The sequence below is a fragment of the Leifsonia sp. Ger2509 genome (assembly GCF_055231915.1).
In genome coordinates, this window is sequence record NZ_JBUYVB010000003.1 from 887,836 (window position 1) to 907,143 (window position 19,308).

The following is a 19,308-nucleotide window of genomic DNA, read 5'->3' on the forward strand; positions in this document are numbered from 1 at the left end:
CGCCTCCGGGGTGCAGAATGAGCGCATGGAACCCGTGAAACGGTCGCCGACGAGCGTTGGCCGCGAAGCCCAATCGGCCGTCTACCGAGACGGGGTCTCCGGGCGGCGGCCGCGCATCCCGGTCGCCTGGCCCGAGCTCGAACGCGCAGCGCGCCGCCGGATGTCGCGAGCGGCGTTCGCCTACATCGCTGGTTCCGCCGGGCTGGAACGCACGGATGCGGCGAATACGGCCGCGTTCCACCAGTACCGGATCGTGCCGCACGTGCTTCGCGATGTCGCCGAGCGCGACCAGTCGATCGAGTTGTTCGGCAAACGGAGGCCGACGCCGTTCTTCCTGGCGCCGATCGGTGTGCTCGACCTCGCGCATCCCTCTGCGGACGCAGCGGCGGCCCGGGCGGCGGCGCGGGCGGATGTCCCTGCCGTGCTGTCCAACCAGGCGTCGACGCCCATGGAGGATGTGGCCCGCGCAATGGACGACGGACGCACGGCCCGCGATCCGGCAGCCCGCTGGTTCCAGCTGTACTGGAGTTCGTCCGACGAACTCGTCGCGAGCTTCGTCTCCCGCGCCGAACGCTCCGGTTGCGAGGCGATCGTCGTCACGCTGGACACGCACGTGCTCGGCTGGCGTCCGCGCGACCTCGACCTCGGCTATCTGCCGTTCAGCCGGGGCCGCGGCATCGCCCAGTACACGAGCGATCCGGTGTTCCAGCGCCTGGTGCAGGAACGCGTCGACGCCGCGGCGAGCGCAGCAGCGGCGGAGGATGCGGATGCCGATCCCGCCCCACGCACGCGCGTCACGCCGGCCACGCTCGCCTCGTTCGCCAGCATCCTGCGACACCACCCCGGCCGGATGCTCGACAACCTCCGCTCGCCCCTGCCGCGCGCGTCGGTCGAGACCTTCCTCGATGTGTTCGCGAACCCTGCGCTCACCTGGGACCGGATCGCGTTCCTCCGCGAGCACACCAGCCTGCCGATCGTCCTCAAGGGCGTGCTGCACCCCAAGGATGCGCTCCGCGCCGTGGAGTCCGGTGTCGACGGCGTCGTCGTGTCCAACCACGGGGGCCGGCAGATCGACGGCGAGGTCGCGAGCCTGGATGCGCTCCCAGGAGTCGTCGCGGCGGTCGCCGGTCGCATCCCGGTGCTCTTCGACAGCGGCGTGCGGAGCGGGGCGGATGCGCTCATCGCGCTCGCACTCGGAGCGACGGCGGTCGGCATCGGCCGCCCCTACGCCTACGCCCTCGCTATCGCCGGCGAGGAGGGCGTGCGCGAGTTGCTGCGCAACTTCTCGGCGGAACTCGACATCACGATGGGACTCGCCGGCGCGACCTCGATCGCGGAGTTGACGGCGGCCGTCCTCGCTGACCGGCCGAGCCTCGCCGATCAGCCGAGCGCCTCCCGGATCCGGATGAGCAGGGCACGACCGTAGGCTGTCGCCGCGTCCGCGTCTTCATAGGCGGCAACCCCTCCGACCGCACGCGGATCGTCCACTTCGACGCGGAACCCACCGTCGGTGCGCTGGAGCGACCGGAAGGACGCACCCAGCAGTTCGCGCAACTGGTCCTCCCTCGGAAGCCAGAGCGCATCCTCCAGCGCCAGCGAATCGAGCGCCCACTCGGTCGTTCCGTTGAAGCCGAGGATGGTCCCGGTGTCGAATTCGTGCGCCTCGATCGTCATCTCGCTGACGGTGAAGTGGTCGCCTTGCAGCTCAGGGCGGTCGATCGCGAAGGCGTCGCCGGAGACGGGCCGCCAGCGGAGGCCGGCGTCCCTCAGGTCGCGCGCCAGGACGATGTCGATCATGCGCCCGCCGGCGGCCAGACGCCGATGATGATCGCCATGATGACGATGGTGACGAACTCGTGGGCGAGGTTCAGCACGGTGAGGCCGCTGGGTCTGCGATCGAAGGCGTCGTGGGTGATCATCCGCGCAGCCGTGAAGCCCGCCCAGAGGATGATTCCGGTCAGCACGGCGTTCCACAGGAAGCTGCCGCTGTAGAACCGCCAGGTGATGTCGGCCGCCCCGGCAAGGGTCCAGGCCGTGATGAAGCTCACGACCACCGTGATGATCAGGGGGAACGCCGCGCCGGTGCGCATCGATTCCTCGTCCTGGCCGACCGCCTTCATCCAGTAGGTGCCGAAGACGCGGCGCGAGTACCAGATCGATCCCACGATCATGCTGGATGCGGTGGCGAGGAGGACAGCCCAGTAGTTGATCGCAGGAACCATTCGAGGAACTCCTTCGTCTCGGCCGCTTCGGCCGCCGCAGCGGTTCTTCGGAGTCTATTACGGCGGCGGTCAGTCGGTGACGAGGACGATCTTTCCGCGAACGTGTCCTGCGGCGAGCCTGCGGTAGGCCTCGGCAGCACGCTCGATGGGGAAGATCGAGTCGATCGGCAGTACGAGCTCACCGCGGGCAACCAGCTCGGCGACCTCCGCCAGGTGGTCGTTCGTCGCTTCGCGCCCTCCTGCTCGTGAGGCGCCCTGTGCCGCCGGCCCGTACGCGGCGATCGTGTTGATCCGCCCGATCGGCACACCGAGTTCGAGCGCGGCGTCGATGGTCTCCGGACCGTGGTTGTCGAGCGCGGCCGTCAGCGGCTGGCCATCGGGAAGTGCCTCGCGGATGCGCTCCACGAGTCCGTCGCCGTACTCGACCGCGATCACGCCGAGGTCGCTGAGGAAGTCGTGGTTCGCCGCACCGGCCGTGCCGATGACGGTCGCGCCGGCGCGGATGGCGAGCTGGCAGGCCAGGACGCCGACACCACCGGCCGCTGCGCTGATGAGGACGGTGTCGGATTCGTCCAGGTCGAGGGATGCGACGCTCATCATCGCGGTGCGGCCCACGACGGGGAGCGCACCAGCCACCTCGAACGTGAGCGCGGCAGGCTTGTGGATGAGCTGCCCGCCCACCGGTACGATCACGAAGTCCGCTGCCGCTTCGAAGGGCTTGGTACCGAGGACAGCATCGCCCGGGGTGTAGCCGGTGACGCCATCGCCCACCTCGTCGACGAAGCCGGAGAAGTCGTAGCCGATGCCCGACGGTAAGGTCAGACCGAACGCACGGACGGCGGGCCCACCCGCGAGGGCTTTGTAGTCGACGGCGTTCAGTCCGACAGCCATCACGCGGACACGCACTTCGCCCGGTCCCGGCCACGGAGGCTGGACGTTGACCACTTTCAGGGTCTCGGGCCGGCCGTACTCGTCGAACTGCACCGAACGCGACATTCTCATCCCTCCTGCGGCGGCCGCAAGCCTGATGCCCGAGCCGGGCCGACCTCTACCCGAACAGTAGCGCCGCTTCGTCGTATCGCGACTGCGGGACGGTCTTCAATCCCCCGGTCGCATCCGCGATGCTGACGTTGACGACATCGGTGCCCTTGAGCGACACCATGGTGCCCCACCGCTCCTCGAAGACCGCGTCGATCGCGGACATACCGAGCCGGGTTGCCAGCACGCGGTCGTAGGCGCTCGGGACCCCACCGCGCTGCATGTGGCCGAGGACCGTGGCCCGCGACTCGATCCCTGTGCGGGCTTCGATCATCGGCGCGAGCATCTCGCCGATACCGCCTAGGCGCGGACGGTTGAAGGCGTCGAGGCCTTTGTGCGAGTGGGCTTCCTCCATCGTGTCGAGGTGGAAACCTTCCGAGACGACGATCACCGGCGCGCGGCCGCGGTCGCGGACCGACTCGACCCATTCGCAGATCTGCTCGATGGACTGCGGTTGCTCCGGGATCAGGATGGCGTGCGCCCCTGCCGCCATGCCCGAGTGCAGGGCGATCCAGCCCACGTGGCGCCCCATGACCTCGACGACCATGCAGCGCTGGTGCGATTCGGCCGTCGTCCGGAGGCGGTCGATCGCCTCGGTCGCGATCTCGACGGCGGTGTCGAAGCCGAACGAGTAGTCGGTGGCGGCGAGGTCGTTGTCGATCGTCTTGGGGACGCCGACGATCTTGATGCCAGCGTCCGTCAGGCGCCTGGCCGCGGTCAGCGTTCCTTCGCCGCCGATGGCGACGATCGCGTCGATCCCGTTGTCGTCCATCACGCGCTGGATGTTCTCCGGGCCACCGTTGTCGCCCTCGAACGGATTGGTGCGGCTCGACCCGAGGATGGTCCCGCCCTGACGGGACAGACCGCGGACACTGTGGCGATCCAGCGGCATGATGTCGCCGTTCACGACACCTCGCCAGCCGTAGCGGAAACCGGCGAACTCGGCCTTGTGCACCCGGTCGCCCTTGAGGACGGCACCGCGGATGACAGCGTTCAGCCCGGGGCAGTCGCCGCCGCTGGTGAGAATGCCGATCTTCATGGTGCTCCTAACGTATTTACGCCTCTGTTGATCTTGCCCGAGCAAGGGCGACGACGCCAAAACGGTGACCGCAAGTCAATTGCCGAGGGCGTCCACTCCGAGAGCGCGTGCGAGCTTGGACGAACTCGCGGACACCCGGGCGCCTGCTTCGAGCAGTCTCGCCTCGATGTCGTCGAGCAGCGCGGTGCGGCGGTCCCGTGTGTCCGGTGCGCCTTCGAGGAGTTCGACCTCCCACTCGCGCCATTCCCGCGCGGGCGATGCGCCCGTGGACGCGCGCAACGCCTCCGAGCGCACGTGGTCGTCGCACAACTCGGCGACGGCGAACCCCGCGGCATCCTGCAGGATCACCGTGGTGCGCGTGTTGGTGACGCGGGCGAGGGGCTCGAGGGGCGCATCCCCGATGACGTCGCGCACGACGTCGATGACCTCGCCAGGCGGACGTTGCGATGCCGGGTCGGTCCCGTCGTTCCCGTCGGTCTCGCCGAGAGGCCAGCTGACCTCCGTGCGTCCTTCGTCGCCGGGCAGCTTCACGGTCCAGCCCGCGTCGCCTCCGCCGTACCGCAGACGCAGGGCGAGCCGGTTGCGGGAGAGTTCGAGTCCCGGGGTGTCGAAGTAGACGGCGACGAGTTCGGTCGTCTCGGGGGCGCTCTCGAGAGCGACCGGCCCTGCGCCGACGAGACGCGGAGGAACCGCGCTCTCGTCGACATCGTATTTGCGTTCGATCTCGACCTGGCTTCGCTTGGTCATTCCCCTTGTCTAGTCGAGTTCCGGGCTGTCGCGAAATTTCAAGGGGCCCCGGGGACCGGGCTTTATCGTGTTGTTATGAGCGAGACGATCACGGCACGCTTCGACGTGACCGGCTGGGACCCGGCAGGCCTTCCTGGAATCGACGGAGACTGGGTGGGCGCTGTGACGATGCGCAAGACCTACACGACGGGGCTGGTCGGCGAGTCGGTGGCCCATTTCATCTCGTCCGGCGACGAGTCCGGGCGCGGGTACCTCGCTGCGGAACGCATCACGGGTGCACTCGACGACGGTCGGTCGGGATCGTTCACGGTGCACCATGGCGCTCTCCAGCACCCCGATGACGACTCGGCCTTCGGCTACATCGTGCCGGGCACGGGGACCGGCGACTTCGCGGCGTTCGCGGGAACAGCTCGGATCGTGCATGACGAGGCAGGGCCGTTCTTCGTCTTCACCCTCACGTAGCTCACGGAGGCCGGCTGCGGGCTCGCCCGAGCGTGTTCGCGCCGAGCGGGGGTCGCCCCGCGACGACGGGCGGCGTACCCTTGCAGCTATGAGCGATCGCGGCATCGATCGGGACGAATCACTCGACGAGTTCATCGAGGCGCAGGACGGCGACTACGAGCCGGCGCCGAGCCATTTCGATGCCGATGATGTGCCGGTCGACGACGACGAGGACGAACTGGTGCCCGACGAGGAGCGCCCGGTCCCGCTCGATCTCGACGACGCCGAACTCGAGTGAGCGGACGGAAAGGTCACAGTCCGCCGGTCTGGGTCGAGCGAACCGACGAATCCTGACCGATCCGGCCGGAATCGCGCCCCTCGGCTCAGCCGAGCGCGTCGGTGAGGAGCCCGATCAGCGCCTCGAGTTGTACGGAGTCGGCCGAGCCGGGTTCGACATCCGAGCCATCCAGCGCCCGGGCCGCCAGACCCTGCTTCGCGTCGATCAGCTCGGCGATCTTGGAGTCGATCGTCTGGGCCGCGATGATCCGCCACGCGGTCACCGGCTCTTCCTGGCCGATCCGGTGCACGCGATCGATCGCCTGCGTCTGCTCCGCGGCGGTCCACGAGAGCTCTGCGAGCACGACGTTGGATGCGGCCTGCAGGTTGAGGCCGACACCGGCCGCGGTCAGTGAGCACACGGCCACCGAGACGCTCGGATCGTTGTTGAACGCATCGATCTCCCGCTGGCGGGCCAGGGCCGTCTGGTCGCCGCGGATCGAGATGGTCTTCAGCTCGCGGGAGGCGAACGCCGCCTCCGCAGCATCCATCACGTCGATGTGCTTCGCGAAGAACACGACCTTGCCGACCGACCGGGCCAGCTGGGCGGCGTAGTCGCTCGCCAGGTTGGCCTTGGCCTGACCGATCCTGCGGACCATCGTGAAGACGTTCTCGCCGGACTTCGCCGACTTCGACTCCTCCAGCTCGGACTGCGCGACCAGGCGGATGAGGTGGGCGCGGTGCGCGTCGTCGTCGCCGTCGAAGGTGTCCGGCCTTCCCGCAGCGGATGCCCGCTTGAAGCGCGCGACGAGGCGTGCGGCGAGCTCCTTCTCGGCCTGGCGGATCGAGCGGCCGAGGTCGTCGTCGAGTTCTACCGGGAGGTCGACCACCCGGCGGCTGGGCAGGTCGGCGGCGACGTCGATCTTGCGCCTGCGCACGATACCCATGTCGATGACGGCCTCGCGTGCTGCGGCATAGAAGCCGAAGTCGGCAGGAGTCAGCTCGGTCTCTTCGAGCTTCTCCATGAGTTCGGGGCGCGGCTTCGCTCCGTCGATCCAGCCGAGGAACTGCCAGATGGCACGGAAGTCGTCGATGTCGTTGATCAGCGGGGTTCCGGTCAGTGCCAGCAGAAGCGGGTCGCCCGCCGGCGCGGTCGCCCGGATGGCCTCTGCCAGCCCCAGGACGTACTTGCTGCGCTGCGAGTGCAGGTTCTTGATGAAGTGGGCCTCGTCGACGACCATGCCCTTGAACCCGAGCTTGCTGAGCCAGGCGAGATGCCGGTCGAGCACTTCATAGTTCACGATGACGACGTCGGCGAAAGCATCCAGCCCTTCACCGTCGCCGTGGATGACGGTGGCGCGCCGATGCGGTGTCCACCGTTCGACTTCGCGCGCCCAGTTCATCTTCACCACGTTCGGCACGACCGCCAGGAGGGGGTAGGCACCGGCCACGGAGGCGGCGAGCAGGGACTGGGCCGTCTTACCGAGTCCGGGCTCGTCGGCGAGGAGGAAACTGCGGTGGCCGCGGCGGACTTCTTCGACGAAGCGCGCTTGGTGGTGCATCAGTTCGAGGCCGGGAGGCGAATACCGGTCGATGGGAGGCGCCGGAGGAAGCTCCATACTCGCCGCTTGGCCGCCCGACCCGTACTCGAACGACTTGAAGAGGGGGCCGAGCAGTTCCCACGAGTCGAGGCGCCTGCGGGGCGCGGGCGTGGAGGCGGCCGCCCGCGAGAAGTCGGGGGCGAGGAACGGGTTGGAGAGCTGCCTGGCTTTGACCGACTGCGGAATGACCTGCTTCTCAGCCAGTTCGGGCGGGATGATCGACTCCTGCTTCGGTGCCGGCCGTTCCGTCGTGATGATGAGGTCGTCGGGGCTGAGCTCCGTGCCGGATTCGAGCAGCCAGTCGCGGCGGAGTTTCTGCGCCGTCGCACTCGGCGGCGCATCGCTTTCGAGGAGCGAGATCAGCGAGGTGTCGCGGGCGGCGGTCTTGGCGAGAATCGTGGCGATGCCGTCCAGTCGTTTCAGCTGTTCGGCGCGAGCGGCGTCCGACAGCTCCGTGTCCGCCTTCGCCCTGGCGCGCTCTTCGCGCATCAGGAAGGCGATCACCTGGAACTTCGTGCGGTTCGTCGGTCCGAGCTTCTTACCGTCCGCGGCCTTGGCTTCGACCTCGCGGACCTTGCGCGCGAGCACCGGGATCAGGCCGTCGTTGTTCGCGTGCCGTGTGCGGCGCTGCTGTGTCGCGCGCGGCGAGGCGCTGCGTTGACCGGAACGGGGCATGGTCCTCCAGTGAGAGCGGGCGGCCGGGGAGCGGCCGGAGCGCCGCCGGCAGAGGCGGGCGACGCCGGGTGGCTGAGATGTCAGCCGAGGCGACCGGAGAGGGTGATCCCGGCCGAGACGACGAGCGAGCGCGTCACGAAACCGATGACGCACGCACCAGTTTACGCGAGCGACAGCGGTTCGACACCACCGGACACGAGGTCGCGGCAGGAGCGATCAGCGACGCTGATCCACGGGGACCTTGATGACGACCCCTGCGGCGACGAAGACGACGGCGGCGACCAGTTCCAGGGCGCGAAGCACGAGGTCGTTGAAGGCAAGGGGCCAGACGGGGTTCCAGACGACGGCGATCGGAAGGAGCCCGGCGAGCCACCACCACTGCTTCGCCTGCCCGGCGTAGACGCACAGGATCAGGGCGAGGATGCAGACCACGTAGCGGACGTACAGGTACCACTCGCCGCCGATGAGCGCGAAACCCGCGATCAGGACGATGGCACCGAGGAGCCCGCGGACGAGCGCACTGCGCGAGAATTCGGGCCTGGCCGCAGGTCGTGTCATAGCACGCCGAGTCTACGGCACCGCCGACGTCGCCTCCGCCGCCCGGCGGCCGGCCTGGACGGGATCCCGACCGAGGATCCCGTCCAGGGTGCCCGCTCCTGCCGCTTGCGCGACGAGCGAGCTCATCCGACCGAATGCAGGTGCACGCAGGCCGACCCCGCGAGCGTGTCTAGCAGGCGCCTTTCCGCAGGAGGAACGCGCACGGAGGGGCATCGGACCCCACTCGCACGGTCACAACGGACTGGCGGGCGAGCGCGACGAATTCGTCGAGCTCGAGACGTGACATCGCAATGCGGCGGAGTTCGGCATCGGACGCGATGCCGTTCACCGCGAAGGCCACGTCTGGCAAATCGGAGAGGCTCCCCGTGCAGTCGAGAAACGCTATGGGAGCCGGATCGTGACAGTCGAGCGGGACGACACTGAGGATCGCGTCTGCCGCGGCCTCTGTCGTCACCTCACCGAGATGAATGACAGGTGAAACGATTTCTTCTTCTGGATAGCCGCTGCCGACCAAGGTAAGTAGGTCGCCATCGTCCATGGAATCCAGAGCGCTCAAGAGCGCACCGGACAGCAGCGGGCTGAGGTTCTTCAGCAAAGTCGGGCCTTTCCTGTTAAACGAATATTTCTCAACCCCTACGCAGAGCATAGACCCGTCTGTTTAGGGCACCCACCCCCCGTTGTGGGGTAATTCACGCGACGCGCCGTGAAACCAGACCCATTCCGGGGGACGGATCTGCTAGGCGAGGATGCAGTTCGCGGCATATGTCGCGGGACCGGCGAGGGCACGGGGATCCGGGGCGGTCGCAGGTTCGGAATCGCCTGGGGCGCTCCGGTGCGTGCCGCTATGTACGCGACGGGTTATGCGTCGCGGCCCCGCCGGAGGCGCAAACTGTTCACGACGACGAAAACGCTCGAGAAAGCCATGGCTCCGCCGGCGATCATCGGGTCCAGGAAGCCCAGTGCGGCGACCGGCAGGGCCGCGATGTTGTAGGCGAAGGCCCAGAAGAGATTGCCGCGGATGGTGCGGACGGTCCGCCGTGCAAGGCGCACGGCATCCACCACCGCCGGAAGCTCCGATCTCACCAGCGTGATGTCAGACGCGTGCATGGCGGCGTCCGTCCCCGACCCCATCGCGATGCCGAGGTCCGCCTGCGCGAGTGCCGCGGCGTCGTTCACGCCATCGCCGACCATGGCGACGACGCGGCCGCCGGCCTGCAACGCGCGGACCGCATCCGCCTTCTCCGTCGGAAGGACACCCGCGAGCACCTCGTCGATCGCGAGCTGCGAGGCGACCGAGCGTGCGGCCGCTGCGCTGTCCCCCGTCAGCAGCACCGGCCTCAGGCCCAGCCCGCGGAGCCTGCTCACGGTCTCGGCCGCATCGGGACGGAGCGTGTCGCCCAGCGCGAGGACCGCCCGCGCCCGCCCACCCCAGGCGACGACGACCCCGGTCGCACCGTTTCCGGCCGCGCGAACGATGGCGGCACGGAGTCTCTCGTCGATGATCGCCGGCGCATCGCCCGCGGGCGTCGTCTGGTCGGGTCTGCTGACGGACACCGTCACTCCGCCCACCGTTCCGACGACGCCGAACCCGGCGAGCGCCCGGAAGCCGTCGACCTCGGCCGGCGGTTCGAGAGCACGCTCGCGCCAAGCATCGACCACCGCACGGGCGATCGGATGCTCGGACAGTCGTTCGACGGCACCGGCTCGCCGCAGGACCACGTCCTCCCGCTCCCCCTCGGCCAGCGTGAGCTCGGTCAGCTGCATCCGCCCCGTCGTCAGCGTGCCGGTCTTGTCGAAGACGACCGTGTCGATGCGGCGTGCCTGCTCGAGAGCCTCCGGCCCGGTGACGAGGATGCCGCACTGCGCCGCGCGCCCGGTGCCGACCAGGAGCGCAACCGGCGTCGCCAGACCCAGGGCGCAGGGGCACGCTACGATCAGCACGGCCACCGCGGCGGTCAGCGCTTCGGTCGGACCCCCACCCGCCAGCAGCCAGGCTGCGACCGTGACGACCGACAGGGCGAGCACGACCGGGACGAAGACCGCGGCCACCCGGTCCGCGAGCCGCTGGGCGCGGGACGACCCGAGCTGAGCTTCCTCGACGATGCGCGTCATCCGGGCGAGCTGGGTGTCGGCCCCGATCCGCGTCGCGCGTACGACGATCGAGCCGCCACTGACGATGACGGCGCCTGCGACCCCGTCGCCCCGGCCGACGTCGACGGGCACGGACTCGCCGGTCAGCGCGCTCACGTCGACCGCCGCGGCACCGTCCACGACGACACCGTCGGTCGCGACCTTCTCGCCAGGCCGGACGAGGAACAGGTCGCCGACCGCCAGCGCCGCCACCGGCACCGGGACCTCGCGCAGCCCACCGTCCACGCCTTCGGCCGTGTCGAGACGCACGGCCTCGCGTGCTCCGACCTCGAGGAGCGCGCGCAGGGCGGACCCGGCGCTGCGCATCGAACGCTCTTCGATGTAGCGGCCGAGCAGGAGGAAGACTGTGACGACCGCGGCTACCTCGAAGTACACAGCTCCGCCCGAGCCGGACACCAGCACCCAGACCGACCACACGAACGCGGCTCCTGTGCCGAGCGTCACCAGGGTGTCCATCGTGGTCGCGCCGTGGCGCAGGTTCGTGAACGTCGCGCGGTGGAACGGGAAGCCGCCCCAGACGAGCACCGGAGCGGCGAGCACCAGGGCCACCCACTGCCAGCCGGGAAACTGCCAGGCCGGCACCATCGCCAGGACGACCACCGGGAACGCGAACACCGCGCTCGCGACGAGCCTGCGCAGCTGCGTCCCGGTGCTGCGGTGGTCGGGTTCGTCGCGCTCGACGAGGCGGGCACCGTACCCTGCTCGGGCCACCTCAGCGACGAGCGTCCCGGGGTCGAGCGATCCGGGTGCGATCACCCGCGCTCGCTCCGTGGCCAGGTTGACGGTCGCCTGCACGCCGTCGAGCCTGTTGAGCCTCTTCTCCACGCGAGCCACACAACTCGCGCAGGTCATGCCGTCGATCGCGAGGTCGATCGTGACGGGCGGCGCCTCTGTAGCCGTCGTCACAGCAGGGGAAGCAGGCCGGGGCGCCCGAGCACGTACCCGGCCTCCTCGACGGCGGCCCGGATCTCGTCGTCGGCGATGGGCCTCTCGCTGGCGATCGTGGCGGTGCCCGCGGCCAGGTCGACGGTCGCGCGCGTCACCCCGCCGATGCGCTCGAGCTCCCCGGTGACCGCACCCGCGCAGTGGTCGCAGGTCATTCCGGATACGGGGTAGGTCGTGTCGATCGTGTCCATGATCCCACCGTAACACGTACCCCATGGGGGTATGTGTGAAGAGAGGGTATCCTTGACCTGTGATCGCAGACATCAAGAAGCGCGCCCTCCATCGCGCTCGCATCCTCGAAGGCCAGCTCCGGGGCGTCGAGAAGATGATCGAGAACGAGGACTACTGCGTCGACATCCTCACCCAGTCCCTCGCCATCCAGAAATCGCTCGGCTCCCTGAACAAGCTGCTGGTGGAGAACCATCTCAAGACGCACGTGTCCGAGATGTTCGAAGAAGGCGGCGACACCCGCGACGCCGCCATCGCCGAACTGCTGAAAGTGTACGAACTGTCCAACAACCGCGGCTGATGACCGAGCTCGAGATCGTCCGGGGCGACATCACCGATGAGCAGGTCGACGCCATCGTGAACGCCGCGAACAGCTCGCTGCTGGGCGGCGGCGGAGTCGACGGGGCGATCCACCGCGCCGGCGGTCCGCAGATCCTGGAGGAATGCCGGCGACTGCGCGAGACCGAGTACCCCGACGGGCTTCCGACAGGACAGGCCGTCGCCACCACGGCGGGCCGTCTGGCGGCGCGCTGGGTCATCCACACCGTCGGCCCGGTCTGGTCGGCCAGGGACGACCGCACCGAACTCCTGCAGAACGCCTACCGGTCCTCGCTCCGCGTCGCACGCGAACTCGGAGCCTCCAGCGTGGCTTTCCCAGCGATCTCGGCAGGGATCTACGGGTGGCCGATGGACGACGCCGCGCGCACCGCAGTCAGCACCGTCAGAGCGGTGCTCGCGGCATCGACCGGACCCGTCGAGCGCGTGCGATTCGTGCTCTTCTCCGACGCCGCCCTCTCCGCATTCCGCGCTGCGGCCGGTGAATGACTACAGTCGATCCATGCCAGACCGCACCGTGAGCGCCGCAGCCCCTGATCCGCATCCGCACGCGCGCGCCGAACCGGGTGTGCCCGGGGTCGATCCGGAGCGCGCCGTCGAGCGGTTCCGCGAACTGCTGCGCATCCCCACGATGTCGCGCAACGAGATCGAGACGACGCGCTGGGAGGACTTCGACGCCTTCGTCGAGGCGCTCCCCCGCCTCTACCCCGACCTCCACGCCGCCCTCGAGCGCACGGTCGTCGCCCGCCATTCGCTGCTCTACCGCTGGGTGGGGCGGGAGCCGGGAGCGCCGACCGTTCTCATGGCGCACTACGACGTCGTCCCTGCGACCGACGAAGGATGGGAGCATCCGCCGTTCGCCGCCGACCTCGAGGGAACCGGCGAGGAGCAGGTGCTCTGGGCTCGCGGCACCCTGGACGACAAGGGGGCGCTGGTGGCTATCCTCGAAGCCGTCGAAGCGCTCGTGCGCGCCGGTCACCTGCCGCTCAACGACGTCTACCTGAGTTTCGGACACGACGAGGAGACAGCCGGCAAAGGTGCCCAGGCGATCGTCGCGCACCTGGCGGAACGCGGCATCCGGCCGGCACTCGTCGTCGACGAAGGCGGCGCGATCGTCGAGCGCGTGTTCCCCGCTGTGAGCGACCCGATCGCAATGATCGGCATCAGCGAGAAGGGGATCACCACCCTGCGGCTGCAGGTCGCGCAGGCGGGCGGCCACGCATCCACCCCGCCCCGGATGACCGCGACCGTCCGCCTCGCCCGCGCGATCACGCGACTGAACTCCCGCCCGTTCCCCGCACGGCTCTCGGAGACCAACCTCCTCATGATCGAGACGCTCGGGGTCCATGCGACGGGCCCGTTGCGGCACGTCTTCTCCCGCGCCCGCCTGCTCAAGCCCCTCATGATCGTCGCCTTCGGACGGCTCAGCGACGAGACCAGGGCGATCGTGCGCACGACGACGGCCGTCACCCGGCTGAGTGGCAGCCTCGCCTCCAATGCGCTCGCCGAGGAAGCGCAGGCCGACGTGAATGTGCGGATCGCGGTCGGCTCGACCGTCGAGGACACCCTGCGCCACGTGCGCCGCGCCATCCGGGACCCGCTCGTCGAGGTGCTGGTCATCGACGCCAACGAGCCGTCGCCGGTGTCGCCCACCAGCGGCCCCGAGTGGGAATCCCTGCGCGAGAGCATCGTCGAGAACTATCCCGGCGTGATCGTGTCGCCGTACGTGATGCTCGGCGCGAGCGACAGCAGGCACTTCACGCGCATCAGCGACGCGGTCTACCGGTTCACGCCGTTCGAGCTCAGTGCCGAAGACCGCGGGACGCTCCACGCGCGCAACGAACGCATCCGCGTCGCCACCTGGCTGCGCGGGATCGGCGTCTACGCGGCGCTGCTCCGGTCCCGCTGAGCCGCCGAAACCGGCCGGGCCGGGGTTCCGGCTAGCTGGTCGTCCAGGCGCGACCACCGAGATCGGGCAACTGGATGGAACGACTGCTCGGAGGAAGCTGCCGCAGACGCTCGATGGCCGGCTTCAGCTCTCCCAGCCAGGCACTGTACCCGGCCTCGTTGAGATGCAGGCGGTCGTCGGAGTATGCGGGATTCAGCTCTCCGTCCTCGAGCGCCATTGCGGGCCACAGGTCCAGCCACATCGCGTGGACGGTCGGGGCGAACTGCCACAGGTGCCGGTTCACATCCCGGATCTCCGCGGCGAACTCGTGCCCGCGCGGCATGACCGACTGCACGAGGATGCGCACTTCTGGCAACTCGCGACGCAGCGTCACGAGGATGGTCTCGACGTTGCGGACGATGTGCTCGGCCGACCTGCGCCAAGCGAGATCGTTTGTTCCGATCAGCAGGATCACCGAACCCGGCCGGGCCTCGATGACATCTCCCAAGCGGGCGATCACGTCATCCGTGGTGTCGCCGCTCATGCCGAAATTCTGCACGTCCTCATCGGGAAGCCACTCGTGCCAGCTGCCGCCCTGGGTCAGGCTGTCGCCGACGAATGCAGTGGCTCCGTATTCCGACATGCATCCATCATCACTCTCCTGACGAGTTACCGCCAGCGGGTTGCGGAAGCGATCAGATCATGCTCTTGGTGTGCCAGACGGTCTTCGTCTCGGTGAACGCGGTGATCCGGTCGAGGCTGGGAGCCGCCGCGTCCGGGCCGTTCTCCGGCGGGAGCACGCGCTTCAGTGTCTCGGCGGCCGCGATCTGCAGGTCCACCCAATCGAGCTCCCCGGCGCCGACCAGGTCGACGGCGTTGACATCGGAATGGGATGCGAGCCACGGTGCCATCTCGGCCGGTGAACCGGTCAGGATGTTGACCACGCCACCGGGCACATCACTGGTCGCGAGCACCTCGCTGAGGCTGATCGCCGACAGCGGGAACCGCTCGCTGGCGACCACGACGACGGTGTTGCCCGCCACGAGAGCGGGCGCCACAGCGCTGACGAAGCCGAGGAGGCTGGAGTCCTGCGGGGCGATGACCGCCACGACGCCGGTCGGCTCTGGGACGGAGATGTTGAAGTACGGCCCGGCGACGGGGTTGGCATTGCCCGCCACCTGCGCGAACTTGTCCGCCCATCCTGCATACCAGACCCAGCGGTCGATGGACTCGTCGACCTGCGCACCCGCGACGGCGGCCGTGACGCCTTCAGCCTGCACGATCTCGTCGACGAACTGCGCACGGCGGCCTTCGAGGAGTTCGGCGATGCGATAGAGCACCTGCCCGCGGTTGTACGCGGTCGCACCCGCCCATCCACTGAGTGCCGCCCGCGCGGCCACGACGGAGTCACGGGCGTCCTTGCGGGATGCCTTCGCGACGTTGGCGAGGAACGCCCCCTTCGCCGAGACGACCTCGAAGGTCCGGCCCGATTCGCTGCGCGGGAACTTTCCGCCGATGTACAGCTTGTAGGTCTTCGGCACGGCGAGGCGGCTCATTTCTTCGCTCCCTTTGTCGATGCTGATGCTTTCGGACTGGGAACAGCCTTAGCCGCAGAAGCGGCCAGGGCCGACTGCGAAGCCGCGGGCTTAAGGTAGGCGGCCAGTCCGTGGCGACCGCCCTCGCGGCCGAAGCCGGACTCCTTGTAGCCGCCGAACGGGCTCGACGGGTCGAACCGGTTGAAGGTGTTCGCCCAGATCACCCCAGCGCGCAGCTTGTCGGCGACCGCGAGGATGCGGCTGCCCTTGTCGCTCCAGATACCGGCAGAGAGGCCGTACGGGGTGTTGTTCGCCTTGGCGATCGCCTCGGCCGGCGTGCGGAACGAGAGGACCGAGAGCACCGGTCCGAAGATCTCCTCTCGGGCGATGCGGTGGCTGGTGGACACGTTGGTGAAGATCGTCGGCGCGAACCAGAACCCGTTCTCGGGGATGACGCACGCAGGGCTCCAGCGGTCGGCGCCCTCGGCCTCGCCGATGTCCGACAGCTCGCGGATGCGCTGCAGCTGTTCGGCGCTGTTGATCGCTCCGATGTCGGTGTTCTTGTCGAGCGGGTCGCCGAGGCGCAGCGTCGACAGCCGCGTCTTGAGGCGGTCGACGACCTCGTCGTGGATGTTCTCCTGCACGAGCAGGCGGCTGCCTGCGCAGCAGACGTGGCCCTGGTTGAAGAAGATGCCGTTGACGATGCCCTCGATGGCCTGGTCGATCGGAGCGTCGTCGAAGACGATGTTCGCAGCCTTGCCGCCGAGTTCGAGGGTCAGCTTCTTGTCGGTGCCGGCGACCGACCGGGCGATCTCGCGCCCGACCGCCGTCGACCCGGTGAAGGCCACCTTGTTCACATCGGCGTGGTTCACCAGCAACCGTCCGGTCTCCCCCGCGCCGGTCACGATGTTGACGACACCGGGCGGCAGGTCCGCCTGCTGAACGATCTCGGCGAAGAGGAGCGCGGTCAGCGGCGTGGTCTCCGCCGGTTTCAGCACGACGGTGTTGCCCGCGGCGAGCGCCGGAGCGATCTTCCAGGCCAGCATGAGCAGCGGGAAGTTCCAGGGGATGACCTGCGCTGCGACGCCGAGCGCACGCGGAGCCGGACCGAGGCCCGCGTGGTCGAGCTTGTCCGCCCATCCTGCGTAGTAGAAGAACCAGGCGGCCACGAGCGGGACGTCCACGTCGCGGCTCTCTTTGATCGGCTTGCCGTTGTCGAGACTCTCGGCGACGGCGAGTTCCCGCGACCGCTCCTGGACGAGCCGCGCGATGCGGAACAGGTACTTGCCGCGATCGGAGCCGCTCATCCGTGACCAGACCCGGTCGTATGCCCGGCGTGCTGCCGCGACCGCCGTATCGATGTCGCCCGCGTCGGCCGTCGCGATCGTCGCGATGCGCTCTTCGGACGCCGGTGAGATGGTCTGGAACGCCGGGCCTCCGCCGTCGACGAACTCGCCGTCGATGAAGAGACCGTACTGGTCGCGCAGGTTCAGGATGGCCCGCGACTCCGGCGCCGGTGCGTATTCGAGGAAACTCATTGTCCGTCCTTAGTCGATCGTCACGTAGTCGGCGCCGGAGTAGTGGCCGGTCGTCATCTTCTGCCGCTGGAGCAGCACATCGTTCAGCAGGCTCGACGCGCCGAACCGGAACAGGTGCGGCTGCAGCCATTCCTCGCCGGCGGTCTCGGCGACCGTGACGAGGTATTTGATCGCGTCCTTCGACGAGCGGATGCCGCCCGCCGGCTTCACGCCGATCTTCTCGCCGGTGAGGCGGTGCCAGTCGCGCACGACCTCGAGCATCGACAGGGTGACCGGCAGCGTCGCGGCCGGGGACACCTTGCCGGTGGAGGTCTTGATGAAGTCGCCTCCCGCGAGGATGGCAAGCCAGGACGCTCTGCGCACGTTGTCGTACGTGTTCAGCTCGCCGGTCTCGAGGATCACCTTGAGGTGCGCGTAGCTGCCGTCGTCGCGGCGGCACGCCTCTTTCACCGCGACGATCTCGTCGAAGACCAGGCCGTAACGGCCGGCGAGGAATGCCCCGCGGTCGATGACCATGTCGATCTCGTCGGCGCCAGCGGCGACCGCGTCGGCCGTATCTGCGAGCTTGACCCCGAGTGAGGCGCGCCCGCTGGGGAAGGCGGTGGCCACGGCCGCCACGCTGATGCCGCCCGGGGTCGTGCCCGCGTGGGCGTCACCCAGCGCTGCGACCGCGAACGGCACCATGTCGCCGTAGACGCAGACAGCAGCGACCCGCGGCGTGCTGAGGTCGCTCGGGTCGGGTGTCAGGGCCTTCGCGACGAGCGACCGGACCTTGCCGGGAGTGTCCGCTCCCTCGAGCGTCGTCAGGTCGATGAGCTCGATGATCTTGTCGAGCGCCCAGCGCTTGCTGGTGGTCTTGATGGAGCGCGTACCGAGTCCGGCAGCGCGCTGCTCGAGGCCGACCGCGTCGACCCCTGGGATGCCTTCGAGGTAACGGCGCAGGCTGGCCTCGGTGAGGTCACCGCCCAGCACGTCCACCGCTCGTGCCGCCGGTGCGAGGGATCGCCCGGGAGGCGTGGTTTCGATGGTCACTTCACTCCTTCGGTTCTGACGTGCTCGCCGGCTGCCTGGCCGGCGTTCGTCGACCTGCCGAGCAGGTCGTTGGCGGTCGCCTCATCGGTGATGAGCGTGGTGCACAGACCGCTCGAGACGACCGCGTGCGCGATCCTGTGCTTGGCCTCTCCGGCGATGACCGCGATGCTGACGCGCGCTGACCGCAGTTCGTCGAGGGTGATGCCGAGAGTACGGTTGTTCAGCTCGTCGTCGGCGACGGATCCGTCTTCGGTGATGAACCGGCCGACGACATCGCCGACGGCGCCCTTTGCGGCGAGACTGCGGACGTCGTCCGCGGTGAGGTAGCCGCTGTCGACGTGTACGGAACTGGTGTCCACGACGCCGGCGCTGAACAGGTAGGCGGATGCGTTGCGCGCGATCTCGAGAACGCTCTGCACAGCGCGGTCCGCTTCGATCGCGCGCCGGGTCGCCGCCTGCTCGAAGATGGCCGGGCTCGGAAGCAGGGTTGCCGTCCCCTGCGCTTTGCGCGCGATGACGACGGCGGTGTCGGCCGCGGCGGTGGCCTGGCGGGTGCTGCTCACACTTCCGTTGATCTGCACGGGGTTGACGCCGACGGCCCAGCCAGGACGCAGCCGCGCCGCGACCGCGTGCAGCGTGCGACCCCAGCTCACGCCGAGGGTGCGCGGCACCGGCCGGAGGGTGGTGAGGTAGTCGGCTGCCGCCTGGGCGACCCTGGCCTGCACATCGGAGTCGGAGTCGATCGTGGGCACCACGACGGCGTCGTCGAGGTCGTAGAAGCCGCAGAGTTCGCGTTCGAGTGAGAACCGCCGGGCACTCGGATGCACGATCTCGATGCGCACGAAGCCCTGCTCACGAGCCTGCACGAGGAGCCGGCCGACCTTCCACCGGCTCACCGAGAGGGCGAGGCCGATCTCATCCTGCGTCTTGCCCGCTTCGTAATAGAGTTCTGCTGCTTTCACGGCGAGGATCTCGTCGCTGTCGTTCATCGCGGCTGTCTCCTTTCGCACGGTGCGCCCCTTCAGCTTAGGAAGGTGGATCGCTCGGAGCAACGCTTG

General features: G+C 68.9%; 21 protein-coding genes. 6 read left to right on the forward strand and 15 right to left on the reverse strand.

All coding sequences use genetic code 11. The features are described from left to right. The first annotated feature begins 25 nt into the window (after positions 1-25). Positions 26-1,426: an alpha-hydroxy-acid oxidizing protein gene (locus ACV7NN_RS04565; protein WP_463348395.1), complete on the forward strand. Its 1,401-nt coding sequence runs from the start codon at positions 26-28 to the stop codon at positions 1,424-1,426. Here ACV7NN_RS04565 and ACV7NN_RS04570 read toward each other — a convergent pair. The 5 genes from ACV7NN_RS04570 to ACV7NN_RS04590 form a co-directional block, all read right to left on the reverse strand. Continuing rightward, positions 1,381-1,797 carry a hypothetical protein gene (locus tag ACV7NN_RS04570; RefSeq protein ID WP_463348396.1) on the reverse strand — a complete coding sequence of 139 codons (417 nt, stop codon included), beginning with the start codon at positions 1,795-1,797 and terminating at the stop codon, positions 1,381-1,383. The genes ACV7NN_RS04565 and ACV7NN_RS04570 overlap by 46 nt on opposite strands. Further along, positions 1,794-2,222 (reverse strand): DUF1761 domain-containing protein, encoded by a 429-nt coding sequence (locus tag ACV7NN_RS04575; RefSeq protein ID WP_463348397.1) that lies wholly within the window; start codon positions 2,220-2,222, stop codon positions 1,794-1,796. Before ACV7NN_RS04575 ends, ACV7NN_RS04570 begins: the two co-directional genes overlap by 4 nt. A gap of 69 nt (positions 2,223-2,291) precedes the next feature. Beyond that, positions 2,292-3,218, reverse strand: coding sequence for an NADP-dependent oxidoreductase (locus tag ACV7NN_RS04580; protein WP_463348398.1), 927 nt, complete (start codon positions 3,216-3,218; stop codon positions 2,292-2,294). Positions 3,219-3,270: 52 nt separating this feature from the next. Continuing rightward, a complete protein-coding gene (locus ACV7NN_RS04585; protein ID WP_463348399.1) occupies positions 3,271-4,299 on the reverse strand; it encodes a 6-phosphofructokinase in 1,029 nt (342 codons plus the stop codon). Positions 4,300-4,374: 75 nt separating this feature from the next. Continuing rightward, positions 4,375-5,046, reverse strand: a complete 672-nt coding sequence (locus ACV7NN_RS04590) for a CYTH domain-containing protein (RefSeq protein ID WP_463348400.1) — start codon at positions 5,044-5,046, stop codon at positions 4,375-4,377. 75 nt (positions 5,047-5,121) lie between these two features. Here ACV7NN_RS04590 and ACV7NN_RS04595 point away from each other — a divergent pair, with 75 nt between their 5' ends. Together ACV7NN_RS04595 and ACV7NN_RS04600 are read left to right on the forward strand one after the other, a co-directional pair. Then, on the forward strand, positions 5,122-5,508 hold the full coding sequence (locus ACV7NN_RS04595; protein WP_463348401.1) for a DUF3224 domain-containing protein: 387 nt from the start codon (positions 5,122-5,124) through the stop codon (positions 5,506-5,508). Positions 5,509-5,596: 88 nt separating this feature from the next. Further along, on the forward strand, positions 5,597-5,785 hold the full coding sequence (locus ACV7NN_RS04600; protein ID WP_463348402.1) for a hypothetical protein: 189 nt from the start codon (positions 5,597-5,599) through the stop codon (positions 5,783-5,785). Between the two features lie 85 nt (positions 5,786-5,870). Here the strand turns inward: ACV7NN_RS04600 and ACV7NN_RS04605 are convergent, their stop codons facing one another. The 5 genes from ACV7NN_RS04605 to ACV7NN_RS04625 all read right to left on the reverse strand — a co-directional run bounded on the left by ACV7NN_RS04605 (position 5,871) and on the right by ACV7NN_RS04625 (position 11,884). Beyond that, entirely contained in the window at positions 5,871-8,039 is a 2,169-nt protein-coding gene (locus ACV7NN_RS04605; protein WP_463348403.1) for a DEAD/DEAH box helicase, read from the reverse strand. A 216-nt stretch (positions 8,040-8,255) separates the two neighbouring features. After that, complete coding sequence (locus tag ACV7NN_RS04610) at positions 8,256-8,597, reverse strand: DUF6804 family protein (protein WP_463348405.1); 342 nt, start codon at positions 8,595-8,597, stop codon at positions 8,256-8,258. Positions 8,598-8,766: 169 nt separating this feature from the next. Further along, positions 8,767-9,192 carry an RbsD/FucU domain-containing protein gene (locus ACV7NN_RS04615; RefSeq protein WP_463348406.1) on the reverse strand — a complete coding sequence of 142 codons (426 nt, stop codon included), beginning with the start codon at positions 9,190-9,192 and terminating at the stop codon, positions 8,767-8,769. Between the two features lie 263 nt (positions 9,193-9,455). Continuing rightward, positions 9,456-11,600, reverse strand: coding sequence for a heavy metal translocating P-type ATPase (locus tag ACV7NN_RS04620; RefSeq protein WP_463351235.1), 2,145 nt, complete (start codon positions 11,598-11,600; stop codon positions 9,456-9,458). Positions 11,601-11,650: 50 nt separating this feature from the next. Further along, on the reverse strand, positions 11,651-11,884 hold the full coding sequence (locus tag ACV7NN_RS04625) for a heavy-metal-associated domain-containing protein (protein WP_463348407.1): 234 nt from the start codon (positions 11,882-11,884) through the stop codon (positions 11,651-11,653). Between the two features lie 59 nt (positions 11,885-11,943). On the opposite strand from ACV7NN_RS04625, the gene ACV7NN_RS04630 reads away from it, so the two are divergent. From ACV7NN_RS04630 to ACV7NN_RS04640, 3 genes are read left to right on the forward strand one after another with little or no spacing between them, the layout of a single operon-like run. Further along, the gene (locus ACV7NN_RS04630) at positions 11,944-12,222 is read left to right on the forward strand and encodes a metal-sensitive transcriptional regulator (protein WP_463348408.1); all 279 of its coding nucleotides are present in this window, start codon (positions 11,944-11,946) and stop codon (positions 12,220-12,222) included. After that, positions 12,222-12,746, forward strand: a complete 525-nt coding sequence (locus ACV7NN_RS04635) for an O-acetyl-ADP-ribose deacetylase (protein WP_463348409.1) — start codon at positions 12,222-12,224, stop codon at positions 12,744-12,746. Before ACV7NN_RS04630 ends, ACV7NN_RS04635 begins: the two co-directional genes overlap by 1 nt. A 13-nt stretch (positions 12,747-12,759) precedes the next feature. After that, positions 12,760-14,166 carry a M20/M25/M40 family metallo-hydrolase gene (locus ACV7NN_RS04640; RefSeq protein ID WP_463348410.1) on the forward strand — a complete coding sequence of 469 codons (1,407 nt, stop codon included), beginning with the start codon at positions 12,760-12,762 and terminating at the stop codon, positions 14,164-14,166. Positions 14,167-14,197: 31 nt separating this feature from the next. On the opposite strand, the gene ACV7NN_RS04645 is transcribed toward ACV7NN_RS04640, so the two are convergent. The 5 genes from ACV7NN_RS04645 to ACV7NN_RS04665 are packed head-to-tail and all read right to left on the reverse strand — an operon-like array spanning position 14,198 to position 19,260. Further along, positions 14,198-14,788, reverse strand: coding sequence for a GDSL-type esterase/lipase family protein (locus ACV7NN_RS04645; protein WP_463348411.1), 591 nt, complete (start codon positions 14,786-14,788; stop codon positions 14,198-14,200). Positions 14,789-14,840: 52 nt separating this feature from the next. Further along, positions 14,841-15,701 carry an aldehyde dehydrogenase family protein gene (locus ACV7NN_RS04650; protein ID WP_463348412.1) on the reverse strand — a complete coding sequence of 287 codons (861 nt, stop codon included), beginning with the start codon at positions 15,699-15,701 and terminating at the stop codon, positions 14,841-14,843. Then, a complete protein-coding gene (locus tag ACV7NN_RS04655) occupies positions 15,698-17,218 on the reverse strand; it encodes an aldehyde dehydrogenase family protein (RefSeq protein ID WP_463348413.1) in 1,521 nt (506 codons plus the stop codon). The genes ACV7NN_RS04650 and ACV7NN_RS04655 overlap by 4 nt, the downstream gene beginning before the upstream one ends. Before the next feature lie 9 nt (positions 17,219-17,227). Then, entirely contained in the window at positions 17,228-18,250 is a 1,023-nt protein-coding gene (gene deoC, locus ACV7NN_RS04660; protein ID WP_463348414.1) for a deoxyribose-phosphate aldolase, read from the reverse strand. Next, a complete protein-coding gene (locus ACV7NN_RS04665) occupies positions 18,247-19,260 on the reverse strand; it encodes a sugar-binding transcriptional regulator (protein WP_463348415.1) in 1,014 nt (337 codons plus the stop codon). Before ACV7NN_RS04665 ends, deoC begins: the two co-directional genes overlap by 4 nt. Positions 19,261-19,308 lie beyond the last annotated feature (48 nt).

Bases quoted from the DNA above. Each gene is read 5' to 3' on its own strand.
- ACV7NN_RS04610 (WP_463348405.1), bottom strand. From the start codon at position 8,597: ATGACACGACCTGCGGCCAGGCCCGAATTCTCGCGCAGTGCGCTCGTC.
- ACV7NN_RS04580 (WP_463348398.1), bottom strand. From the start codon at position 3,218: ATGTCGCGTTCGGTGCAGTTCGACGAGTACGGCCGGCCCGAGACCCTG.
- ACV7NN_RS04650 (WP_463348412.1), bottom strand. From the start codon at position 15,701: ATGAGCCGCCTCGCCGTGCCGAAGACCTACAAGCTGTACATCGGCGGA.
- ACV7NN_RS04585 (WP_463348399.1), bottom strand. From the start codon at position 4,299: ATGAAGATCGGCATTCTCACCAGCGGCGGCGACTGCCCCGGGCTGAAC.
- ACV7NN_RS04655 (WP_463348413.1), bottom strand. From the start codon at position 17,218: ATGAGTTTCCTCGAATACGCACCGGCGCCGGAGTCGCGGGCCATCCTG.
- ACV7NN_RS04600 (WP_463348402.1), top strand. From the start codon at position 5,597: ATGAGCGATCGCGGCATCGATCGGGACGAATCACTCGACGAGTTCATC.
- ACV7NN_RS04620 (WP_463351235.1), bottom strand. From the start codon at position 11,600: ATGACCTGCGCGAGTTGTGTGGCTCGCGTGGAGAAGAGGCTCAACAGG.
- ACV7NN_RS04625 (WP_463348407.1), bottom strand. From the start codon at position 11,884: ATGGACACGATCGACACGACCTACCCCGTATCCGGAATGACCTGCGAC.
- ACV7NN_RS04565 (WP_463348395.1), top strand. From the start codon at position 26: ATGGAACCCGTGAAACGGTCGCCGACGAGCGTTGGCCGCGAAGCCCAA.
- ACV7NN_RS04575 (WP_463348397.1), bottom strand. From the start codon at position 2,222: ATGGTTCCTGCGATCAACTACTGGGCTGTCCTCCTCGCCACCGCATCC.
- ACV7NN_RS04595 (WP_463348401.1), top strand. From the start codon at position 5,122: ATGAGCGAGACGATCACGGCACGCTTCGACGTGACCGGCTGGGACCCG.
- ACV7NN_RS04640 (WP_463348410.1), top strand. From the start codon at position 12,760: ATGCCAGACCGCACCGTGAGCGCCGCAGCCCCTGATCCGCATCCGCAC.
- ACV7NN_RS04605 (WP_463348403.1), bottom strand. From the start codon at position 8,039: ATGCCCCGTTCCGGTCAACGCAGCGCCTCGCCGCGCGCGACACAGCAG.
- ACV7NN_RS04645 (WP_463348411.1), bottom strand. From the start codon at position 14,788: ATGTCGGAATACGGAGCCACTGCATTCGTCGGCGACAGCCTGACCCAG.
- ACV7NN_RS04590 (WP_463348400.1), bottom strand. From the start codon at position 5,046: ATGACCAAGCGAAGCCAGGTCGAGATCGAACGCAAATACGATGTCGAC.
- ACV7NN_RS04570 (WP_463348396.1), bottom strand. From the start codon at position 1,797: ATGATCGACATCGTCCTGGCGCGCGACCTGAGGGACGCCGGCCTCCGC.
- ACV7NN_RS04635 (WP_463348409.1), top strand. From the start codon at position 12,222: ATGACCGAGCTCGAGATCGTCCGGGGCGACATCACCGATGAGCAGGTC.